At 69.1% G+C, this 21,939-nt stretch carries 21 protein-coding genes; 6 read left to right on the top strand and 15 right to left on the bottom strand.

Annotation, left to right across the window (positions count from 1 at the left end; translation table 11 throughout):
- Nucleotides 1–151 precede the first annotated feature (151 nt).
- Nucleotides 152–1,156, top strand: a complete 1,005-nt coding sequence (locus tag RAC81_RS01220; protein WP_375080620.1) for an isopenicillin N synthase family dioxygenase — start codon at nt 152–154, stop codon at nt 1,154–1,156.
- A 10-nt stretch (nt 1,157–1,166) separates the two neighbouring features.
- On the opposite strand, the gene RAC81_RS01215 is transcribed toward RAC81_RS01220, so the two are convergent.
- The 3 genes from RAC81_RS01215 to rpsO form a co-directional block, all read right to left on the bottom strand.
- The gene (locus RAC81_RS01215; protein WP_375080618.1) at nt 1,167–1,499 is read right to left on the bottom strand and encodes a transcriptional regulator; all 333 of its coding nucleotides are present in this window, start codon (nt 1,497–1,499) and stop codon (nt 1,167–1,169) included.
- On the bottom strand, nt 1,492–2,370 hold the full coding sequence (locus RAC81_RS01210) for a hypothetical protein (RefSeq protein ID WP_375080617.1): 879 nt from the start codon (nt 2,368–2,370) through the stop codon (nt 1,492–1,494). The genes RAC81_RS01215 and RAC81_RS01210 overlap by 8 nt, the downstream gene beginning before the upstream one ends.
- A 152-nt stretch (nt 2,371–2,522) precedes the next feature.
- Nucleotides 2,523–2,792 carry a 30S ribosomal protein S15 gene (gene rpsO, locus RAC81_RS01205; RefSeq protein WP_017203073.1) on the bottom strand — a complete coding sequence of 90 codons (270 nt, stop codon included), beginning with the start codon at nt 2,790–2,792 and terminating at the stop codon, nt 2,523–2,525.
- A gap of 184 nt (nt 2,793–2,976) precedes the next feature.
- On the opposite strand from rpsO, the gene RAC81_RS01200 reads away from it, so the two are divergent.
- Nucleotides 2,977–4,269 carry an MFS transporter gene (locus RAC81_RS01200; protein ID WP_375080616.1) on the top strand — a complete coding sequence of 431 codons (1,293 nt, stop codon included), beginning with the start codon at nt 2,977–2,979 and terminating at the stop codon, nt 4,267–4,269.
- A gap of 27 nt (nt 4,270–4,296) precedes the next feature.
- Here RAC81_RS01200 and RAC81_RS01195 read toward each other — a convergent pair whose 3' ends face one another.
- The 4 genes from RAC81_RS01195 to RAC81_RS01180 all read right to left on the bottom strand — a co-directional run bounded on the left by RAC81_RS01195 (nt 4,297) and on the right by RAC81_RS01180 (nt 7,628).
- Nucleotides 4,297–4,848: a YceI family protein gene (locus RAC81_RS01195; protein WP_375080615.1), complete on the bottom strand. Its 552-nt coding sequence runs from the start codon at nt 4,846–4,848 to the stop codon at nt 4,297–4,299.
- A gap of 180 nt (nt 4,849–5,028) precedes the next feature.
- Complete coding sequence (locus RAC81_RS01190; protein ID WP_375080614.1) at nt 5,029–5,397, bottom strand: FKBP-type peptidyl-prolyl cis-trans isomerase; 369 nt, start codon at nt 5,395–5,397, stop codon at nt 5,029–5,031.
- Nucleotides 5,398–5,595: 198 nt separating this feature from the next.
- Entirely contained in the window at nt 5,596–6,294 is a 699-nt protein-coding gene (locus RAC81_RS01185; protein ID WP_375080613.1) for an alpha/beta fold hydrolase, read from the bottom strand.
- Nucleotides 6,295–6,308: 14 nt separating this feature from the next.
- The gene (locus RAC81_RS01180) at nt 6,309–7,628 is read right to left on the bottom strand and encodes a PrsW family intramembrane metalloprotease (RefSeq protein ID WP_375080612.1); all 1,320 of its coding nucleotides are present in this window, start codon (nt 7,626–7,628) and stop codon (nt 6,309–6,311) included.
- Nucleotides 7,629–7,716: 88 nt separating this feature from the next.
- Here RAC81_RS01180 and RAC81_RS01175 point away from each other — a divergent pair, with 88 nt between their 5' ends.
- Nucleotides 7,717–8,586, top strand: coding sequence for a fumarylacetoacetate hydrolase family protein (locus tag RAC81_RS01175; RefSeq protein WP_375080611.1), 870 nt, complete (start codon nt 7,717–7,719; stop codon nt 8,584–8,586).
- Between the two features lie 63 nt (nt 8,587–8,649).
- Here the strand turns inward: RAC81_RS01175 and RAC81_RS01170 are convergent, their stop codons facing one another.
- Together RAC81_RS01170 and RAC81_RS01165 are read right to left on the bottom strand one after the other, a co-directional pair.
- Complete coding sequence (locus RAC81_RS01170; RefSeq protein ID WP_375080610.1) at nt 8,650–10,110, bottom strand: aspartate ammonia-lyase; 1,461 nt, start codon at nt 10,108–10,110, stop codon at nt 8,650–8,652.
- Between the two features lie 92 nt (nt 10,111–10,202).
- On the bottom strand, nt 10,203–11,117 hold the full coding sequence (locus RAC81_RS01165; RefSeq protein WP_375080609.1) for a phosphodiesterase: 915 nt from the start codon (nt 11,115–11,117) through the stop codon (nt 10,203–10,205).
- 81 nt (nt 11,118–11,198) lie between these two features.
- Here RAC81_RS01165 and RAC81_RS01160 point away from each other — a divergent pair, with 81 nt between their 5' ends.
- Nucleotides 11,199–11,765, top strand: a complete 567-nt coding sequence (locus RAC81_RS01160; protein ID WP_375080608.1) for a TetR/AcrR family transcriptional regulator — start codon at nt 11,199–11,201, stop codon at nt 11,763–11,765.
- Between the two features lie 27 nt (nt 11,766–11,792).
- Here the strand turns inward: RAC81_RS01160 and RAC81_RS01155 are convergent, their stop codons facing one another.
- Complete coding sequence (locus RAC81_RS01155; protein ID WP_375080607.1) at nt 11,793–12,128, bottom strand: peptidase; 336 nt, start codon at nt 12,126–12,128, stop codon at nt 11,793–11,795.
- On the bottom strand, nt 12,125–13,507 hold the full coding sequence (locus RAC81_RS01150) for an anion permease (RefSeq protein ID WP_375080606.1): 1,383 nt from the start codon (nt 13,505–13,507) through the stop codon (nt 12,125–12,127). Before RAC81_RS01150 ends, RAC81_RS01155 begins: the two co-directional genes overlap by 4 nt.
- A 154-nt stretch (nt 13,508–13,661) precedes the next feature.
- Here RAC81_RS01150 and RAC81_RS01145 point away from each other — a divergent pair, with 154 nt between their 5' ends.
- Nucleotides 13,662–15,755 carry a S9 family peptidase gene (locus RAC81_RS01145; protein ID WP_375080605.1) on the top strand — a complete coding sequence of 698 codons (2,094 nt, stop codon included), beginning with the start codon at nt 13,662–13,664 and terminating at the stop codon, nt 15,753–15,755.
- Between the two features lie 206 nt (nt 15,756–15,961).
- Nucleotides 15,962–16,807, top strand: coding sequence for an endonuclease domain-containing protein (locus RAC81_RS01140; protein ID WP_375080604.1), 846 nt, complete (start codon nt 15,962–15,964; stop codon nt 16,805–16,807).
- 84 nt (nt 16,808–16,891) lie between these two features.
- Here RAC81_RS01140 and RAC81_RS01135 read toward each other — a convergent pair whose 3' ends face one another.
- The 4 genes from RAC81_RS01135 to RAC81_RS01120 all read right to left on the bottom strand — a co-directional run bounded on the left by RAC81_RS01135 (nt 16,892) and on the right by RAC81_RS01120 (nt 21,883).
- Nucleotides 16,892–17,920: an ATP-dependent 6-phosphofructokinase gene (locus RAC81_RS01135; protein ID WP_096714963.1), complete on the bottom strand. Its 1,029-nt coding sequence runs from the start codon at nt 17,918–17,920 to the stop codon at nt 16,892–16,894.
- Nucleotides 17,921–18,133: 213 nt separating this feature from the next.
- Nucleotides 18,134–20,278: a DEAD/DEAH box helicase gene (locus RAC81_RS01130; RefSeq protein ID WP_375080603.1), complete on the bottom strand. Its 2,145-nt coding sequence runs from the start codon at nt 20,276–20,278 to the stop codon at nt 18,134–18,136.
- Between the two features lie 208 nt (nt 20,279–20,486).
- Complete coding sequence (locus tag RAC81_RS01125; protein WP_375080602.1) at nt 20,487–21,440, bottom strand: bifunctional riboflavin kinase/FAD synthetase; 954 nt, start codon at nt 21,438–21,440, stop codon at nt 20,487–20,489.
- On the bottom strand, nt 21,437–21,883 hold the full coding sequence (locus RAC81_RS01120) for a hypothetical protein (protein ID WP_375080601.1): 447 nt from the start codon (nt 21,881–21,883) through the stop codon (nt 21,437–21,439). The genes RAC81_RS01125 and RAC81_RS01120 overlap by 4 nt, the downstream gene beginning before the upstream one ends.
- Nucleotides 21,884–21,939: the final 56 nt, after the last annotated feature.

The following is a 21,939-nucleotide window of genomic DNA, read 5'->3' as shown; positions in this document are numbered from 1 at the left end:
CTCTGACGAAACAAAGGTAAGGCATCCCTTACCCCGAAGGAGACCGTAGCACCACGTCGGCGATTGTTTCGACGAGCCGCTGATCGGCGGGCGCCGGGTAACGCGACGCAACACTCGTCCGCACCCCGCCACAGCGACTTACGCTCGGGGAATGGCTGATCTCTCGCTCCCCATCCTCGATCTCTCCCAGCTCGACGCCGGCCCCGAGGCCGCGGCGCGGTTCCGCGACGAGCTGCGCGCCGCCACCCACGACGTCGGGTTCTTCTACCTGACGGGAACGGGCATCTCCCCCGAGCTCGAGGCGCGCCTGCACAAGGCCGCGCTCGACTTCTTCGCCCTGCCCGAGGAAGACAAGCTCGCGATCGAGAACGTCAAGAGCCCGCACTTCCGCGGCTACACGCGCATCGGCGGTGAGCGCACACAGGGCAAGGTCGACTGGCGCGAGCAGATCGACATCGGCCCCGAGCGCGAGCCCGTCGAGGGCGGCCCGGCGTTCAACCGCCTCACGGGTCCGAACCTCTGGCCGGCAGCGCAGCCGGAGCTGAAGGAGGTCGTCACGGAGTGGCACGACACCCTGACGGAGATCGCCCGCAAGCTCCTGCGCGCGTGGGCGCTCACCCTCGGCGCCGAGGAGACGTACTTCGACGAGTCGTTCCGCGACCCGTCGACCCTGATCAAGATCGTCCGGTACCCGGGCACGAACGAGCCGGAGCCCCAGCAGGGCGTCGGCGCGCACAAGGACTCCGGCGTGCTCACGCTGCTCTGGGTCGAACCGGGCAAGGGCGGGCTCCAGGTCGAGCGCGACGGCGAGTGGGTGTCGGCGCCGCCCGTGCCCGGCGCCTTCGTCGTCAACATCGGCGAGCTGCTGGAGTACGCGACCGGCGGATACCTCAAGGCCACCAACCACCGCGTGATCTCGCCCAGGGCGCCCGAGGAGCGCATCTCGATCCCGTTCTTCTTCAACCCGGCCCTGGACCAGCAGCTGCCGCTCCTCGAGCTGCCCGCCGACCTCGCCGCCGAGGCGACCGGCATCACCGAGGACCCGAGCAACCCGATCCATGCGACCTACGGCGAGAACGCGATGAAGTCGCGGCTGCGAGCACACCCCGCCGTGGCGGCGATCCACCACCCCGACCTCGTGCAGGCGCAGGCCTGACGAATTCGCGTCAGAGCGGTTCGCCTCCCCTGCCGAGGGCGACGATCTCGCGGAGAGCGTTGAGATGGGCGGCGAAGGCGTCCCTCCCGGCGGCGGTGGATCTCACCCAGGTCCGCTGCCGCCCTCCGACGACGCCGCGCCGGGCCGCGACGTAGCCAGCGGCCTGCAGGTGGGCGATGGCCTTGCTCAGTGCCGAGTCCCCGCACTGCAGGACGTCACGCAGCGTGGCGAAATCGAGCTCGATTCCCTCACCCAGCGAGGCGAGCAGCGAGAACCGGATCGGCGACGCGAAGTTGTCGTCGAGACGGATTCGCGGATGCGGTGAGCGCGGCGACTCAGCCACGGCGAGCGTATCCCGGCACGAAAGAGGCGCCGATGAAGGCCACGAGGACACCGAGTCCGAGCAGCGCGGGTCCGAACGATGACTCCGTGAGCGGAGAGCCGGGGAGGATCACGCTGGCGAGCGCGATCCCTCCGAAGGCGAATGCCACGAGGTGCGGCCATCTCCAGGCCTCTCCGATCGCAGGCAGACCGAACGCGGAGTTCATCGCGCACATCCACACGACGGCTCCCAGCACGACCATCAGCAGCAGGATCGAGCGCAGCGCCCCCGAAGGCGCCCCCATGAGAGCGGTGATCGCGCCGATGCCGGTGCCGATCAGGATGGTCGCGGCGCGGGCGACGCGGTCGAGAGGAGCGCGAAGCGCCCGCGTCGGCCGCGGGTCGCCCGAGGCGCGCCGCAGCAGCCACACTCCGTATCCGCCGAAGGCGAGAAGAGCGATCGCGGATGGCACGAACATGCCGATGACCGGGAACCCCGGCGTGAACCCGGCCAGGAGCAGGAACGCGATCGTCGCGACCATCAGCACGATCACCCCCGCGATGAGCGGCCACTGCGCGCGTCCGAGCCTGCGCTGCATTCCGTGCCGTTGAGTGATCCCCGTCGCGATCTGCGTCCAGACGAGGAAGAGGAACACCAGGGCCTGGATCTCGACGTTCGCATCTGTGCGCAGGACGACCGAGAACACGAGGAGGTATGCCGCCGTCGCGACGGCGTTGGCGATCTGCAGCCAGGCCTGGGCGCGACGGTCGATCGCACCGTCGCGGCGCGCCGTGACCTCGCCCATGTGGTCGAGATAACGCTGCGCCGTGGCGGCGTCGGGAGGGCTCAACGGCGTGTGACCGTCGACTGGCCTCTGGGGGATGCTCGACATAGCGTCCTCGCTTTCCTTATGGAAAGCGTAAGACTTTCCTGAAGGAAAGTCGAGGGGTGCGAAACGCTCCCGACATGACGAAGGCCGCCCCACACCGTGGGGCGGCCTTCTCAAGAATGTTCTGCGCGATTGAACGCTGGGTCCGTGGTGCCTTATCGGCGAAGACCAAGGCGTGCGATCAGCGAGCGGTAACGCTCGATGTCGACGCTCTGGAGGTAGCCGAGCAGACGACGGCGCTGACCCACGAGCAGGAACAGACCACGACGCGAGTGGTGGTCGTGCTTGTGCTCCTTCAGGTGCTCGGTGAGGTCCTTGATGCGCTGTGTCAGCATCGCGGCCTGCACCTCGGGGGATCCGGTGTCACCGGGGTGCGTCGCGTACTCTTCGATGATCGCCTTCTTGACGTCTGCTTCCAGTGCCATAGATTCGATCCCCTCTCTGCTTGTTGCGCGGCGCCCGACGCCTGATGCGCGAGCTCTCTTTATCCGCGGCCGATCGAACGGCAACCTGACGAGTCTACCAGGCGCGCAGCCGCGAGGTGACCATGCGCCCGTCCGTCGTCACGCCGAGCGGATACGCTCGAAGGATGCATGACAGGCACGCGGCGTGAGCGGGGCTCGCAGCCATCTGATCGACCTCAGCCCGCTGAAGGCGAGCCCGGCGTTCGCCCGCATGTGGATCGGCTCCTCGCTCGCGGGCATCGGCGGGCAGCTCACGATCGTCACGGTCATGCTGCACGTGTTCGCGCTGACCGAGAGCACGTTCGCAGTGTCGATGATCGCCGTCGCCGGCCTCGTGCCGATGGTGCTCGCCGGCCTGTACGGCGGAATGCTCGCCGATGCCTTCGATCGGCGCAGGGTCGCGCTGATCGCGGCGACCGTGACCTTCCTCTCCACGGCACTCCTGGCGGCCCTCACCTGGACGGGCGCGGAGACCATCTGGTGGCTGTACGTGCTCAGCATCGTCAACTCGGCCGCGAACTCGGTCGGCATGGCGACGCGCACGGCCATCGTGCCGCGCCTCATCCCCCGGGAGTCGCTGGCCGCGGCATCCGCCCTCAACGGCGTGGCCTTCGGCCTGACGGTCATGGCCGGTCCCGCCCTCGCCGGACTGCTCGTCGCCCTCACCGGCTACGGGTGGACGTACACGATCGACGTCGTGCTGATGCTCTCGATGTTCCTCGGCCTGTGGACTCTCCCCGCACTGCGCCCCGAGGGCGAGGTCCTGCGCCCCGGGCTCGCCTCGCTCGTCGACGGATGGCGCTTCCTGCGCCGCGCCGGCAACATCCGCATGCAGTACATCGTCGACATCATCGCCATGACGTTCGGTCAGCCGCTGGCGCTGTTCCCGGCTCTCGGCACGGTCATCCTCGGCGGCGGAGCGGTGACCACCGGCATCCTGACCGCGTCCGTGGCGGTCGGCACCTTCGCGTCGAGTCTGTTCTCGGGCCGGGTCGTGCAGTACCGGTGGCACGGTCGCGGCATCACGAGGGCCGTCGAGGTGTACGGCGCGGCGATACTCCTCTTCGGAGTCGTGCTGCTGATCGGCGCCCTCTCGGGCAGCGCGACCGAGAGCACGCCCGCGATCGCCCTGATCGTGGCGGCCTGCGCGGCCCTGGCCCTCTCGGGAGCCTCTGACAACGTGAGCTCGATCTACCGCAACACGATGATGCAGGCCGCCGTCCCCGACACCATGCGCGGACGCCTGCAGGGCGTCTTCATCGTCGTGGTCGCCGGCGGCCCCCGGCTCGGGGCCCTCTACGCGGGCGTGCTTGCCTCGCTGACCACGCTCTGGTTCCCGCCGCTGCTGGGCGGCTTCCTCGTCATCGCACTCGTCGCGATCCTCGCCGGACGCAATCGGCGATTCCACGCCTACGACGCGGAGAGCCCCGCACCCTGAAGGATGCGGGGCTCTCGGGAGCTGCGATCAGTCCTGCTGCAGAGCGGCCTGCAGGTCGAGGTTGATGGTGACGTCCTTGCCGACGAGCACGCCGCCGGTCTCGAGAGCGGCGTTCCACGTCAGGCCGAAGTCCTCGCGGTTGATGACGGCCTTGGCCGACGCGCCGGCCTTGTAGTTGCCCCACGGGTCGGAGCCGAAGCCGCCGAAGTCGACCTCGAAGGTGACGGGCTTGGTGATGCCGCGGATCGTGAGGTCGCCGTCGACGAAAAGGTCGCCGTTCTCGGCGCGGGCGCCGGTCGAGACGAAGTCCATGGTCGGGAAGTTCTCGGTGTCGAAGAAGTCGGCCGAGCGGAGGTGCTGGTCACGACCCTCGTCCTTGGTGTCGACGGACGTGACGTCGACGCTCGCCTGCACGGTGGTCTCGAGGGGGTTCTCGGGTGCGACGAGCGTGGCGCTCTTCACACCGAAGGTGCCGCGCACCTTCGAGATCATCATGTGGCGGACGCTGAACGTGACCTCGCTGTGAGCGGGGTCGAGGACGTAGGTGCCGGGACGGTATCCGGGGATGTCGATGGTCATGTGGTGCTCCTCTGAAGACGTCAGCCGCATCTGCGACCGTGATCGTGGACCGCTCGCGCGGCATCACGTGTCACAACTTACATGCAGTTGCATGTATTCCCCGAATGACGAAGATTCTCCGGAACGACGGAAGGCGCCGCCCCCGGGTGGGGACGACGCCTTCCGCACTCGCGGGTCGGATCAGCCGACGGCGACGAGATCGATGATGAAGATCAGGGTCTTGCCGGACAGGAAGTGCCCGCCGCCCGCAGGGCCGTAGGCGAGGTGCGGCGGGATGACGAGCTCGCGTCGGCCACCGACCTTCATGCCGGGGATGCCGTCCTGCCAGCCCTGGATGAGCCCACGCAGCGGGAACTGGATGGTCTCGCCGCGACCCCAGGAGGAGTCGAACTCCTCGCCGGACTCGAACTCCACGCCGGCGTAGTGGACGGTCACGGTGTCGCCGGGCTTGGCCTCGGCTCCGTCGCCCTCGATGAGGTCGCGGACGACGAGCTCGGACGGGGCGGGTCCGGTCGGGGCGTCGAACTCAGGCTTTGTGCGATCAGTCATGCCTCCATCCAACCCGAGCTCTCGCGCGGGGGTCAACGAGCACACACCTGCTCACAGCGAACACGTCACGAATCGACTCGGCGGAAGCTCTTGACAGCCGCGGACGCCGGGTGCACCCTGTTTGTAGACCAACTCAACGCCCGGGAGACATGCAGGCATCGCCGCAGCACCGGGCGTTGAGTCTGTCCGGGGACCGGGTCAACCGCTCGCGCGGCGGTCGCCGGTCGAATAGTCCACCAGCATCCCGGCCAGTTCCGCCGGACGGCTCAATGCCACGCAGTGGCTGCCGGCGATCTCGTCGGCGACGACGCCCAACCTCTCCGCCGCGAGGGCTCGGAGGAACGCCGGCGGGAAGAAGCGGTCCTCGGTGCACACGATGAACTCCGTGCGCACGTCGGGCCAGGCGGCGAGCGGCCAGGGCTCCTCCATCGCGGCGGCGGACGGGTGCGCGCGCTCCCGGGCGATCGCGTCGGCCGCGAGCTCGCGCGGCACATCGTGATAGAAGCTCACGTACGGGTCGTCGTTTCCGGTCAGACCTCCGTCGATCGCCGCCTGCGCGGCGACCGCGTCGACGTAGCCGGTCGCCTCCCACCACTGCTCCGGCGGTTCGCCCGGTGCCGGGATCATGCCGGCCAGCAGCACGAGCACGTCGGCGCGTATGCGGTCGGCGACGAGCGGCGCGGTGAAGGCGCCGAACGAGTGACCGACGACCACGCCGCCGGGTCCGTCGAGCTCGGTCACCACCGCGTCGGCATAGTCGTCGAGAGTGGCCGACTCGTCGTCGGCGGGAAGGTCCGGAGCGAAGACCTCGTGCCCGGCCCTCCGCAGTTGCGCAGCGACGAGATGCCACGACCAACCCACGTCTCCCCCGCCGTGCAGCAGGACGAATCGGGTCATGGCTCCCTCTCCGGTCAGTAGGCCAGCAGCGCTGCCCTCGCCGCGCGGGTGCGCACCAGCAGCGCCTGCTCATCGGCGGGAGCCATCGGATCGCGACCGGTGATCGCCCGCTGGCGCACGGCGGCCAGCATCGTCGCATCCTTGATGAACTCGCGCATGAGCGGTCGACGGTCGCCGCGCAGTTGCGCCGCCCAGCGGAGTCCGGTCTTGCGACCCGCGGGGGTCGCCAGCATCGTGACCTCCTCCGGCGTGAACCATCCCGCCGCCGCGTAGTCGCTCAGACGCGCCTTGGTCAGACGCGCCTCCTCTCGGCGCAGAGCGACGATGCCAAGGATGAAGCCGACGAACAGCGGCACCTGCAGCACGAAGTACAGCAGGAAGAAGTTGGCGAACGACGAGCCGTTCCAGAGGCCGTGGAGGAAGATCGCCCCGAGCATCCCGAGCAGACCGAAGCCCACCGCGGCACCGGCCGACGCGTGCCGTCGCGCCGCGAGGCCGATCGCGAGGCCGGTGAGCGAGGTGAACATGGCGTGGGCGAACGGCGACATGATCGCGCGCATGATGAAGGTGACCGTCAGCTGACCGCTGCCGCCTTCGATGAGGCTGATGGCGAAGTACTGGATGTTCTCGGTGAACGCGAACCCGGCGCCGACGAGCGCGCCGTAGACGACCCCGTCCACAGGGCCGTCGAACGACCGGCGCGCGATGAGGAAGATGAGGAAGACCCCGACGCCCTTCCACAGCTCCTCGACGATCGGCGCCTGGATCACCGCGCTCGCCACCTCGCCGCGCGGTCCGAGCACGACCGAGAGCCCGAGGTCGACGAGGAGCGTCAGACCGACCGCCGCGACAGCCCCCCACGCGACCGCGAGGAAGACGAGCGTCTTGGGCTCCGGCTCCCACCGGTCGATCATCCGCACGACGAAGAACACCACCGCCAGCGGCACCAGGGCGAGCACCAGCCCGACCACGGAGGCGAGCGGACCGAGGAACAGACCGAAGTACGCGATGAGTCCGAGCAGCAGCAGACCGAGGAACCCGAAGAGGATGCCGAGGGCCACCCCGCTGGCGCGACGTCGGCCCGGCAGTGCGGGCAGCCCCTGAGCGGGCGACGGCGCGACGGGAGCGGGCGGCGAGTAGGGCGTCGGCTGAGCGAGCACGGAGGCGTAAACGGGACGCTGACCGAACGCGGGCGGCGCGTAGTTCGACTGGGCGTACTGCTGAGCGCCGTACTGCTGGGGATACCCCTGGGGAGCCGGCGGCTGCTGCTGCGGATACCCCTGCGCGGGCGGCGGCGTGTACGGCGACGGCTGAGAGGGTCCTCCGGAACTCATGCCCACAGCATATTGGCAACAAGCAACCGCGGTCCGGTCTGGCGACTTCCTCCAGCGACCGACGGGCGTCACCGGATACCGTAGAGGCATGCGGTTCGCTCATCTGCGCCGTGCCGACTCCCCCACCGCGAATCTCGCGGTGGTCGACGGCACCGACGCCATCCTCGTCTCCGACCTCCTCGCCGATGCACCGGCGACCCTGCAGCAGCTGATCGAGGGCGGAACCGCCCTGCTCGACGCGCTCGGATCGGCCCTCGCGGACGGCGCCGCCCCGCGGCATCCGCTCGGCGACTGGGAGTTCGCGTCCGCAGTCATCGCGCCCCCCGCGGTTCTCGCCGTGGGTCTCAACTACGCCGCCCACTCGAGCGAGCTCGGTCTCAAGACCGACACGGCGCCGACGGTGTTCACCCTCTGGCCGAACTCGCTGACGGGTCACGGGCAGACCACGTCCTGGCCGCGCTCGCTCAGCGAGGCCGTCGACTACGAGGCCGAGCTCGGCGTGCTGATCGCCACGCCCGCCAAGGACGTCTCCGAAGCGGAGGCGCTCTCGCACGTGTGGGGGTACACCGTCGTCAACGACATCACCGCGCGGAACATCCAGTTCTCCGAGGCGCAGTGGTCGCGCTGCAAGTCCTTCGACGGATTCACGCCCACCGGCCCCTTCGCCGTGACGGCGGACGAGGTCACCGACCCGCAGGACCTCCACATCTGGGCGGTCGTCGACGGCGAGACGGTGCAGGACGCGAGCACGGGACAGATGGTCCGTTCGGTCGCGAAGCTGATCGCCCACCTCTCGCAGTCGCTCACCCTGCTGCCCGGCACGCTCATCTCGACCGGCAGCCCTGGCGGAGCGGGATACTCGCGCGACCCGCAGATCTTCCTGCGCGACCGCTCCACGGTGACGGTCGGCATCGACGGACTCGGCGAGCTCACGACGCACTGCCGCGTGATCGACTGACCCGCGCCCGACGACACCGACGACGGCCCCGGCGCGAACGCCGGGGCCGTCGTCTGTGTCGGGTCAGATCTCGACGAGGTCGTCGGGCGTGATCACGGGGATCGCGGCGGTCACGGCTTCCAGCCCCGAGAGGCGCGCGGGTGACAGCTGCTTCGTCACCTCGTCGCGCGACATCAGCCCGGCCTCGACCACGAGGTCCGCGACGTTGCGGTTGGTCAGCAGAGCCGTCTTCGCGAGCGCCGCGGCCGCCGCGTAGCCGATGAACGGCGTGAGAGCCGTGATGACCCCCACCGACGCGCCGACCATCGCGCCCAGGCGGTCGCGGTTGGCGGTGATGCCGTCGACGCAGTTCACCCGCAGGGTCCACATGGCCTGGCGCATCCAGGTGATGGACTGGAAGATCGAGTGCGCGATCACGGGCTCGAAGGCGTTCAGCTGCAGCTGTCCGGCCTCCGCCGCCATCGTGACCGTCATGTCGGCGCCGGCGACCGCGAACGCGACCTGGTTCACGACTTCGGGGATGACGGGGTTGACCTTGCCGGGCATGATGCTGGAACCCGCCTGCATCGCGGGGAGGTTGATCTCGCCCAGCCCCGCCTGCGGGCCAGACGAGAGCAGACGGAGGTCGTTGCAGATCTTCGACAGCTTCATCGCGTTGCGCTTGAGCGTCGACGAGAACGACATGAACGAGCCCGTGTCGCTCGTGGCCTCGACGAGGTCGCCGGCGGTCACGAGGTCGAGCTCGGTGATCTCGCGCAGGTGCTTGAGCACGGCTGGCGCGTAGTCGACGTGGGTCGTGATGCCGGTGCCGATCGCCGTGGCACCCATGTTGATCTCGAACATGAGCGAGGCGTTCTCGGTCAGGCGTGTGTGGTCGTACCCGAGGGTGCTGGCGAAGCCGTGGAACTCCTGGCCGAGCGTCATCGGCACGGCATCCTGCAGCTGGGTGCGGCCCACCTTGAGCACGTCGTGGAACTCCTGCGACTTGTGCAGGAACGACACCCGCAGCAGGTCGAGTTCCTCGAGGAGGGAGCGGAGGGTGAGCGACAGGCCGATCTTCACCGCGGTCGGGTACACGTCGTTGGTCGACTGGCTGCGGTTGGTGTGGTCGATCGGCGAGAGGTACGAGTAGTCGCCCTTCTCGCGACCGGCCATCTCGAGCGCGATGTTGGTGATGACCTCGTTCGCGTTCATGTTCGTCGAGGTGCCGGCGCCGCCCTGGATGACGCCGACCGTGAACTGGTCGTGGAACTCGCCGTCGATCACCCGCTGCGCCGCCCGGTCGATCAGATCGGCGCGCTCGGCGTCGAGGACCCCGATCTCACGGTTCGCCCTGGCGCTCGCCTGCTTCACCATCGCGAGAGCGACGACGAGGTCGGGGTACACCGAGATCGGGCGCTTGGTGATCGGGAAGTTCGCGTCGGCGCGGGCCGTGTGGATCCCCCAGTACGCGTCGACGGGGATCTCCATGCTTCCCAGAGAATCGGTCTCGGTGCGGGTCAGAGCGGGCGCGGCAGAAGCCATGTCACATCCTTGTGGGTAGTGGCGAGTGTGGAAGCGGGGGATGCCCCAAGTCTACGCCCGCGCGCATGCGCCGCCAGGGATACGACGGCGCGTCAGCGCTTGCGCGAGAACGCCTCGAGACGCTGCTCCGGGGTCAGCGCCGCCATCTCCTCCAGCCACGCCTCCGAGAAGTAGTCGCCGGTCGCGGCATCCGTCACCGGCACCACCGTATGGGTGATCGTCTCGGGACGGACGTGGACCAGCTGGAACGCCTGCGCGGCATCCATTCCGTTCACGTCGGGGGCGGGCTTCGCGACGTTCATGGTGTAGCAGGTGGCCGACGACACGCTCACCGGCACCCCCGCGAACATCCCGTGCGACGAATAGTGCAGGTGGCCGGCGAGGATGCCGCGCACGTCCGTGCCGCGGACCACCTCGGCGAGTTCGTCCTGGCGGCGCAGCTCCAGGATGTCGAAGAGGGGCAGGTGGCTGGGAAGCGGCGGATGGTGCATAGCGAGCAGGGTGCCGTGCGGTGCCGGTTCACGGAGGACGTCCGCCAGCCACTCCAGCTGCGCGTCGTCGAGATCGCCATGGTGCCAGCCTGGAACGGTCGAGTCGAGGGCCACGAGCCGAAGACCGTCGAGGTCCCAGACTCCGGTCACCGGCTCCTGAGTCGGCGGCAGGTCGAGCAGTCCCTCGCGGAGGGCGGGACGCTCGTCGTGGTTGCCCGCGACCCAGACGACGACCGTTTCGAGTTCCGCCGCGACCGGCTCGACCGCGGCGCGCAGCCGGCGGTAGGCGTCCGGCTCCCCCAGGTCTGCGAGGTCACCCGTGACCACGATCGCGGAGGGATGCGGGTGCACGGCCTTGATCGCCTCGAGCGTGCGCGCGAACGAGGCCTCGACGTCGTACCGTCCGCCCAATCGCCGTCCGCCCGCAAGGAAGTGCGGGTCACTGACGTGGACGATCACGTGGGAGGCGGGGCGGTGCCTGCCGAAGACGTATTCGCTCGCGGAGGGCGCTGACATGCGTCCAGCCTAGGCGGAGCCCACGACGCGAGGACAGTGCCCACACCACGTCAGCTGTAGTGATCTCGGTAGAGTGCTGTCATGGCGAAGAACGAGACCAGACGTCGGGCGATCGCGGATGCCGGACTGCGCATACTCGCGGCGCAGGGCTCGCGCGGCCTCACGCACCGCGCGGTCGACCAGGAGGCGGGCATCCCGGTCGGGACGACGTCGAACTACTTCCGCAACCGCGAGTCGCTGATCGAGGGTCTGGTCGAGCGCATCGGCGAACGGCTGGCTCCGGCCGATGACGATCTCGCGCGCCGCGCCGCCGGCAGCCCGAGCCCCGCGCTCTTCGCTGACTATCTGCGAGACATCGTCCGCCGCCTGAGCGACGACCGCGAGGTCACTCTGGCCCTGTTCGAGCTGCGGCTCGAGAGCAGCCGTCGCCCCGAGCTCGCAGCCGTGCTCGCGGCATGGCAGCGGGCCGGGTTCGACGGCGATGTCGCGTTCAACAGCGCTGCGGGGTTGCCGGGTGGCCGCCGCGAGATCGCCCTGTTCCACTACGCGATCGACGGACTGCTGCTCGATCGCCTCACGACCCCCATCGATCCCGACACCTCGACCGACGACATCATCGACGACCTCGTCACCGGGCTGCTGCGCTGATCGCGGCGGACGGCTGCCGGGACGGCGTCAGTGACCGACGACGATGATGAGGATGCCGACGACGACCGCCGCCGCGCACAGCGCGAAGCAGGCGTAGGCGCCGACCAGGGAGACCCGCTTCTGCCCGTCCGTGAGGGGGCTCTTCCGCGCAGCCTTCGCCGCCTGCTTCGCCGCGCGCTTGAGCTCCTTCTCGGTGACGACGGTGATCGCGTCGGTGAACTCGGCGGGACTCACCACGGGGGCATGACCGCTGCGCACCAGCAGGCGGAGGCCGAGCGCGTAGAACGTGACGACGGCGCACGCACCCAGGAGCGCGGCGGCGAAGACCTGCAGGAACGCGCTCCAGTCGATGTCGACGCTCATCGCGACTCCTCCCCGGTCGTGTCATCCGCTCGCTCGGCGATCACCGGCGCCTTCTCAGAGGTCTCCCCCGCACTGCGCTTGCTCTTGGCGCCTGCCTTCGCATCCGCCTTCGCCTTGGCATCCGCCTTGGACTTCGCCTTCGCCTTCTCGCGGGCATCCGCGCGGGCCTTGGCCTCGGCCTTCGCCTGGGCGATGCGCTGCTGCCTGCGGGTGGGCGGCGGCGTGTCGGGGAGCTCGACCGCGAGGCCCGACTCGGCGACGTCGCTCATCGCGTTCGCAGAGGTCACCGCGTCGCGACGCGAGCGCAGGAAGAGACCGACGATGACGGCGAGTGCGAGTACGGCGTCGATCGCGATGCCCCAGGTGCCGAGCCAGTTCACGAGCAACGCGGCGACGGCGCCGACGGCGCCCGCCGCCGGGAGCGTGAGCAGCCAGCCGATGGCGATGCGTCCGGCTGTCCTCCAGCGCACGGTGGAGCCGCGGCGACCAAGCCCCGAGCCGATCACCGACCCGGAGGCGACCTGCGTGGTCGACAGCGCGAAGCCGAAGGCGCTCGAGGCGAGGATGGTCGCGGCGGTCGAGCTCTCGGCGGAGAATCCCTGCGCCGGCTTGACCTCGGTGAGGCCCTTTCCGAGCGTGCGGATGATGCGCCATCCGCCGAGGTAGGTTCCGAGGGCGATCGTCACGGCGCAGGCGATGATGACCCAGAGATACGGGTCGGCCTGCTCGCTGTTCTGCCACCCGACGGCGATGAGGGCCAGCGTGATGACACCCATCGTCTTCTGCGCGTCGTTCGTCCCGTGTGCGAGTGCGACGAGCGACGACGTGAAGATCTGACCCCAGCGGAATCCGTCGCGTCCGTCGGGCTTGCCGTCGTACCGGCGGGTGATCGAATAGGCGATCTTCGTCGCGGCGAACGCGATGATGCCCGCGGTGAGCGGCGCGATCAGGGCGGGCAGGATGATCTTCGACAGGACCATGCCGAAGTCGATGCCGGCGACGCCGACACCGACGAGCGTCGCACCGATCAGTCCGCCGAACAGGGCGTGCGACGAGCTGGAGGGAAGGCCGAGCAGCCAGGTCAGCATGTTCCAGGTGATGGCGCCGATCAACCCGGCGAAGATCATCGGCAGGAACAGCTCGCCCTGCATGCTGTCTTCGCGGATGATCCCGTGCGACACGGTCTTGGACACCTCGGTCGACAGGAACGCGCCGACGAGGTTCAGTACCGCGGCGAGCAGCACGGCGGTCTTGGGCTTCAGAGCACCCGTGGCGATCGGCGTTGCCATCGCGTTCGCGGTGTCGTGGAAGCCGTTGGTGAAGTCGAAGAAGAGTGCCAGCGCGATCACCAGCACGACGATGAGGACTGCGGTTTCCACCGTTCTCTTTCGGTCGTCGGGAAGAGGGAGTGTCGACGGGATCGACGTGATGAACGAAGAGTTCACCGTGGGTTTGACTTCCGTTAACCGGCCCCGGTAGATCCTCCCACCCACTCGGGTGCCGGTCAACTCGACCTGGACTAGCGTGGAGAGGGTGACTGACGCTCCGATCGCCGCCCGCCGTTCCACCCTCCGCACGCATCACGGCGACACGTTCGACGATCCGTACGAGTGGCTGCGCGACAAGGATTCCCCCGAGGTGATCGCGCATCTGGAGAGCGAGAACAAGTACACGCAGGAGCAGCTGACGCACCTCGCCGACCTCCGCGAGACGCTGTTCCAGGAGATCAAGGGGCGTGTGCAGGAGACCGACCTCTCCGTACCGACCCGCCGCGGCGACTGGTGGTACTACAGCCGCAGTGAGGAGGGCGCCCAGTACGGCATCCACTGCCGCACCGCCGCCGTCGCGGGCGACTGGACTCCCCCGGTGCTCGAGCCCGGCGTCCCCGTGCCCGGTGAAGTCGTGCTGCTCGACGGCAACGTCGAGGCCGAGGGGCACGAGTTCTTCTCGCTCGGCGCGTTCGACACCTCGGACGATGCGACGCTGCTGCTCTGGTCGACCGACTTCGAGGGCGACGAGCTGTACACGGTGCACGTCCGCGACCTCCGGACCGGCGAGGCGCTGCCGGACGAGATCCCGAACACCGGCAGCGCGTTCTTCACCCCCGACGGCACCGGTGTCGTCTACACGACGCGCGACGACGCGTGGCGGCCCGACACCCTGTGGCTGCACCGCCTCGGCACCCCGCTCGCAGACGACGTGCAGCTCTTCCACGAGCCCGACGAGAAGTTCTGGCTCGGTGCGGGCATCACCCGCAGCCGCCGCTACCTCGTGATCGCCGTGGGGTCGAGCATCACCAGCGAGGAGCGCCTCGTCGACCTCACGGGCGATCTCACGGCGGCCCCGCAGCTGGTGTGGCCGCGGCAGGAGGGCGTCGAGTACTCGCTCGAGCACGCCGTCGTCGACGGCGAGGACCGGCTGTACATCCTGCACAACGACGGCGCGCTGGACTTCGAGCTCGTCTCCGTCGACGCTGCCGACCCGCAGGGCGAGCGACGCGTGGTCGTGCCGCACGAGCCCGGTCGGCGGCTGCTCGGCATGGACGCCTTCCGCGACTTCGCCACGGTCGAGTACCGCAGCGAGGGGCTCGAGCGCGTCGGGCTGCTCGACTACGCCACCGACGCGATCGAGGACGTGACCTTCGACGAGCCGCTGTACTCGGCGGGCGTGAGCGGGAACCCGGAGTGGCACTCGCCCTTCCTGCGACTGGGATACACCTCGTTCGTCACGCCGGGGACGGTCTACGAGCTGGACCTGGTGACACGCGAGCTGGTGCTGCGCAAGCAGGTCGCGGTGCTGGGCGGGTACGACCCGCAGGACTACGATCAGCGCCGCGCCTGGGCGACGGCATCCGACGGCACCCGAGTGCCGATCTCCCTCGTCTGGAAACGCTCGTTCGGCGAGCCGGGCGATGCTCCCCGCCCGGTGCACCTGTACGGATACGGGTCGTACGAGCACTCGATCGACCCCGGTTTCTCGGTCGCGCGGCTCTCGGAACTCGACCGCGGCATCGTGTTCGCGGTCGCGCACGTGCGCGGGGGCGGCGAGATGGGCCGGCAGTGGTACGAAGACGGCAAGCTGCTGCAGAAGCGGAACACGTTCACGGACTTCGTCACGTGCGCCGAGCAGCTCGTGGCCGACGGCGTCACCACCCCGGAGCTCCTCGTCGCGGAGGGCGGCAGCGCGGGCGGTCTGCTCATGGGCGCGATCACCAATCTCGCGCCGGAACTGTTCGCTGGCGTCCTCGCGGCGGTGCCGTTCGTGGACGCGCTGACGACCATCCTCGACCCGTCGCTCCCCCTCACGGTCATCGAGTGGGACGAATGGGGCGACCCGCTGCACGATGCCGACGTCTACGCGTACATGAAGTCGTACACGCCCTACGAGAACATCGGCGACGGATCGACCTACCCCCGCATCCTGGCCGTCACTTCGCTCAACGACTCCCGCGTGGCGTACGTCGAGCCCGCCAAGTGGGTCGCCGCGCTGCGCGCAGCAGGCGCCCGCGATGTGCTGCTCAAGTGCGAGATGGTCGCCGGGCACGGCGGAGTCAGCGGACGCTACAACTCCTGGAAGGAGCGCGCCTTCGAGCTCGCATGGATCCTCGATACGGTGGGCCTCGCGTAGCGACTGCGTCTCCGCCCGGTCCTGCCTGAGATCAGGAGACTCCCCCGAGAACAGGAACCTCGCGCTCGCAAGCTCCTGAACTCGAGCGGACGTCCTGATCTCGGTCGCAGTCCACCCCTTCTGCACGGACGGCCGTTCGGACGCTCTGCTCACAGGACGTGCGTCTCCGGCATCCACTGGTCTCACCCGTGCTCCAGGGTGGACGGATGACACTGGCGACCTGGCTCCGTGCACATGGCGGCGCCGCCCACACCTCCGAGCTCTATGCCGCCGGATTCGGCAAGAAGGCGATCGCCGAGGCGGTGCGATCGGGACGGATGCTGCGCCGGCGCCGCTCCTGGATCGCCTTGCCCGACGCGGATCCCGCCGTCCTGGCCGCAATCAGCGCAGGCGGCAGACTGACGTGCGTGAGCGCCGCACGCCACATGGGGCTCTGGGTGCCGCCGTCCGACGGCGCGGTGCACATCGCCGTGTCACCGACCGCGGCGCGGTTCGACGCCTCCGGCCTTCGGGTGCACTGGACGCGCGGTCCGGTGCCGACGTCCCCGCGCGCGCTCGTCGATCCTCTCGTGACCGTACTGAGGCACGTGGCGCACTGCCAGGAGAGGGTCGACGCTCTGGCGATCTGGGAGTCCGCCATCAGGAAAGGCCTCGCCGATTCCGCAGAACTCGCGCGTGTGCGTTGGCGGAGCACCCCCGCCACGGAGCTGGCGTCGGTCTCTTCGAGTCTGTCGGATTCGGGACTCGAGACGCACTTCGTCGACCTCATGCGCGGCCACGGCGTCCGCGTGCGGCAGCAGGTCGTGATCGACGGTCGTCGCGTCGACGGTCTGATCGGCGAGTGCCTCATCGTGCAGCTCGACGGCTTCGCCCACCACAGCTCAGCGGTCGATCGACGCCGCGACATCGAGGCGGACGCACGCTTGCGACTGCGCGGCTACACCGTGCTGCGGTTCGACTACGTGCAGATACTGTTCCACCCGGGAGAGGTCGCCGACGTCGTTCTCATGGCGATGGCCCAGGGCCTGCATGGCGCCGCGCAGCCTGCCTGAGATCAGGAGGTTCACCACAGATCAGGAGCGACTCACCGGCACCGTCCTGATCTCGGGCGATCCTCCTGATCTCGGAACGACGGCTCAGCCGAAGAGCGCTGCGGCCTCGTCGTAGCGGCTGCGCGGGACCGTGTTGAGCTCGCCGAGCGCCTCCGCGAAGGGGACGCGCACGATGTCGGTGCCCTGCATGGCGACCATCTGCCCCCAGGCGCCGTCGACGATCGCGTCGGCGGCATGCAGACCGAGGCGAGTCGCGAGTACGCGGTCGAAGGCCGACGGCGAACCGCCGCGCTGGATGTGGCCGAGGATCGTAGCTCGTGTCTCGATGCCGGTGATGCGCTCGATCTCCGGGGCGAGCTGATCGCCGATGCCGCCGAGGCGAGGGCGGTTGAAGGCGTCGAGGCCCTTGTCGCTGTAGGCCTCGTCCATGCCCTGCAGCTTGAATCCCTCGGAGACGACGACGAGCGGAGCGCGTCCACGGTCGTGGGCGCTCGTGACGAGGGCCGTGATCTCCTCGAGCGTCTGCGGCACCTCCGGGATGAGGATCGCGTGCGCACCCGCCGCCATGCCGGCGTGCAGGGCGATCCACCCGACGTGCCGCCCCATGACCTCGGCGACCATGCAGCGCTGATGCGAGTCGCCGGTCGTGCGGAGGCGGTCCATCGCATCCGTGGCGATGTTGACGGCGGTGTCGAAGCCGAACGAGTAGTCGGTGGCTCGCAGGTCGTTGTCGATCGTCTTCGGCACGCCGATGACGTTGATGCCGTCCTTCGCGAGACGGTCGGCCGCGGCGAGGGTCCCTTCGCCGCCGATCGCGATGATGCCGTCGATCTTGTGGCCGTAGAGCGTCTTGGCGATGTTCTCGGCGCCCCCGCGCTCGCCCTCGTAGGGGTTGGTGCGGCTCGTGCCGAGGATCGTGCCGCCGACCTTCGACAGACCCTTCACCTCGTGACGGGTGAGCGGGAAGAAGTCCCCGTCGACCACGCCGCGCCACCCGTCGCGGATGCCGACGAACTCGAGGTCGTAGGTGGTGGTGCCCTTGAGCACGATGCCGCGGATGACCGCGTTGAGTCCGGGGCAGTCGCCGCCGCTCGTCAGGATGCCGATCTTCATGCTTGCCTCAGACGGGTTCGGGAAAGGGGGAAAGGCGACGCTGCCTGCGATCGACACTAGCGGCACGGGGCGACCGCGCGCCATTCCGACCGCCGAAAACCGGCGATCTTGCCGCCGAATCGAGACGATTCGCGAGATATTCGCCGATCACCCTCCACAGACGAGAAATCGGCGTCAAGAATCATGATTCTTGACGCCGATCCCGAGATGTCGTCAGGCTCCGCCGAGCGCCTGACGCAGGAGGTGCATGAGGGCCCCGAGCTGCACGGGCTCCGCTGCGGCCTCATCGGTCGCCTCGCCGTCGAGCGCCCGCGCCGCGAGCCCCTGCTTCTGGTCGATGAGCTCGGCGATCTTCGTGTCGACGGTGTGCGCCGCGATGATGCGCCATGCCGTGACCGGCTCGCCCTGACCGATGCGGTGGACGCGGTCGATCGCCTGCGTCTGCTCTGCCGCCGTCCACGACAGTTCGGCGAGCACGACGTTGGATGCCGCCTGCAGGTTCAGACCCACACCGGCCGCGGTGAGCGAGCAGACGGCGATGCCGACCTCGGGGTCGCCGTTGAAGTCGTCGATCGCCTGCTGGCGGGTCGTCGTGGTCTGATCGCCGCGGATCGACACCGAGCGGATGCCGGCAGCGGCGAAGTGCGCCTCCGCCTGATCCATGACGTCGATGTGCTTGGCGAAGAAGACGACCTTGCCGACCGAGCGCTGCAGCTGGGCGGCGTAGTCGGCGGCGAGCTGCGCCTTGGCCTGACCGATGCGCCGCACCATGGTGAAGACGTTGTCTCCGCCCGTGCCTGCCGCCTTCGACTCCTCGAGCTCGTTCTGCGCGACCAGGCGCACGATGTCGTCGTCGATCTCTCCCGGCGCGAGGCCGCGGTCGCCGCGAGCCTCGATGATGCGGCGGTAGCGAGCGGCGAGCCGCTCCCCCAGCTCGCGCTCGGCCTGGCGGATGCTGCGTCCGAACTCGTCGTCGAGCTGCACCGGCAGATCGGCGATCAGCTTGTCGGGGAGGTCGGCCGCGACGTCCTTCTTCTTGCGGCGCACGATCCCCATCGAGATCACGGCATCCCGCGCCTCCGGATAGAACGCCTTGTCGGCGGGCGTGAACCCGGTGGCGTCGAGTTTCTCCATCAGCTCAGGTCCGGGCTTCTCGCCCGTGGTCCAGCCCAGGAACCGCCAGATCGCGTCGAAGTCCTCGACGTCGTTGATGAGCGGGGTACCGGTGAGCGCGAGCAGCAGGGGCTTTCCGCCGGGAGTCCGCTCCCGCACTCTCGACGCGAGCGACAGCACGTTCTGCGACCGCTGCGAGGAGAGGTTCTTGATGAAGTGCGCCTCGTCGACCACCATGCCGCGCAGACCGATCGACGCCAGCCACGACATGTGCCGGTCGAGGATCTCGTAGTTGACGATGAACACGTCGGCGAAGGCGTCGATGTCGTCGCCGTCGCCCTGGATCACGGTGGCACGGCGCTGCGGCGTCCACCGCTCGACCTCCCGGGCCCAGTTCATCTTCACGACGTTCGGGACGACGACGAGCAGGGGGTACGCATTCGCCACGGATGCTGCGAGCACCGACTGCGCGGTCTTGCCGAGGCCCGGCTCGTCGGCGAGCAGGAAGCTGCGGTGGCCGGCCCGCACGGCTTCGAGGAAGCGCGACTGGTGCACCATCACCTCGAGTCCCTTGGGCGAGATGTGATCGAACTCCGGCGCGGGCGGCAGGTCCATGCTGGCGGCGGAGCCGCCGGCCCCCGTCTCGAAGGCCTTGTAGAGCGGGCCCATCAGCTCCCAGCCGTCCAGACGCCGTCGAGGGGTCGTGGTCGCACGAGGCGTGAGGTCGGGGGCGAGGAACGGGTTGGCGAGCTGGCGGGCCTCGACCGACGGCGGTGTGACCTGGCGCTCGGCGATCGCCGCGGGAACGACCGGCATCTGCACGGGCGCGATGTCGGCGATGATCAGCTCCTCGGGAGCGAGCTCGGCGCCCGACTCCAGCAGCCAGTCGCGACGCATGCGTTTGGCGACGGGCGACGTGGCCTGATCCGCCTCGAGCAGCTGGATGAGCGAGGTGTCCCGCGCCGCGGTCTTGGCGAGGATCGTCGCGACGCCGTCGAGGCGCTTCAGCAGTTCGGCGCGCGTCGCGTCGGTGATCTCGCCGTCGGCCTTGACGCGGGCGCGTTCCTCGCGCACCAGGAACGCGATGACCTGGAACTTCACCCGATTCGTCGGACCGAGCTTCCCTCGCTGCGACTTCGCCTCGATCTCGCGCACCTTGCGCGCCAGGATCGGGATGAGGGGCGCCTCATCATCGCGTCGGGATGTCTTCTTGCGCCGCGGGGCGGCGGTTGCCGTGGTCGGCATGCTCCTCCTGAGCGTGAAGGCCGCTGCATCCTCGTGATGCGACGGCCGTTCTCGATGTCCGCGTGTGGCGTGAGCCAGGACCGTACGAACAGTGTTTCCGATCGAGACCGATGCGCGAATGCCGCGCGAGGATCGGTGACGACTGCGATCAGTCTATGCCATCCGACTGCCTCGGCGCAGTGCGCGCCACGCGGACCGGCCCGGCGGGTCAGTCGCGTCCCGGGCCGAGAACCCGCTCGGCCTCGACGACGTCGCCGGCCATCTGCTCCTTGAGCTTCTCGATTCCCTCGAACGCGACCATCCCGCGCAGTCGCTCCACGAACTCGACCGTGACGTCATGGCCGTAGAGGTCGAGGTCGGTCTCGCCGATCACGTGCGCCTCGACCTGACGCTGCAGGACGTCGTCGAAGGTGGGGTTGGTGCCGACCGAGATCGCGGCACGGTGGCGGATCCCGGTGTCGTGGTCGATGAGCCAACCTGCGTACACGCCATCCGCCGGGACGAACGAATCGACCGTCGCCGACAGGTTCGCCGTGGGATAGCCCAGTTCGCGACCCCGCTTCAGCCCGTGCACGACCTCGCCACGGACGTCGACGTTGCGATCGAGCACGCGGGCCGCGGTCGAGACATCGCCCGCGATCAGCAGCTCGCGGATCCAGGTCGACGACACCCGCCGCTCCGATCCGTCCAGGTAGACATCGTCGACCACCTCGACACTGAATCCGTACTGCGGCGCGAGCTGTCGCAGCAGAGCCGGGGTGCCCGCTCCACCGCGCCCGAAGCGGAAGTCCTCGCCGACCAGCACGGTCGAGACGTGCAGCGCTCCGACGAGGATGTCGGCGACGAACTCCTCGGCCGTGCGCGCGGCGAGCTCCTCGTCGAACGTCAGGACGAGCGTCGCGTCGAGATCGAGTTCCGCGAGCAGTTCGAGCTTGCGCTCCACCGTGACGACGTTCTCAGGGCAGCGATCCGGACGCAGGACAGCCAGGGGGTTGCGATCGAAGGTCACGGCCACGGCGTCCGCGCCGGATGCCCCGGCGACCTCCTTCAGCCGACGGATGACCGCGCGATGACCGGCGTGCACGCCGTCGAACTTGCCGATCGCGACCGCCGACGGACCGAATCCCCGCGGCACGTCGCGAGGATCACGGAAGACGATCACGCGACGGCCCCGGTCGACGCGGGCTCCGTCACGACCGGCGCGGGGCGGTGGGTGCGCAACCACCAGATGCCGAAGACCGGAAGCACCAGCGGGATGAACAGGTAGCCGCGTCCGAACATCGACCACACGGTGTCGTGCGGGAACAGATCGGGCAGGAAGACGCTGAGCGCCCCGACCACCAGCACCCCGGTCAGCTCGAACACGATCGCCACCCACGCCACCGTGTACCAGCCGGGCCGACGGGCGAAGACGAGGGCGAGCGTCGCGAGGACGTAGACCACCGCGGCCAGAGCCGAGAGCGAGTACGCCAGGGGGGCGTCGTCGAACTGCCGGACGATCTGCACGAAGCTGCGACCGGTCGCGGCCAGCGCCATCACGGCGTAGACGATCACGAGGACACGGCCGATGCCGGTCATGCGAGTGGAGGGGACGGAGGTGCTCATAGCTTCCTCCATTCTAGGCGCGGTCGTCCGACCCCGGATGTCGCCCGTACGCGCGC

This window comes from Microbacterium sp. CR_7 (assembly GCF_041954755.1).
GTDB lineage: Bacteria > Actinomycetota > Actinomycetes > Actinomycetales > Microbacteriaceae > Microbacterium.
Note: the sequence above shows the minus strand (reverse complement) of the source record. Positions and strands in the feature narration are given on the sequence as shown.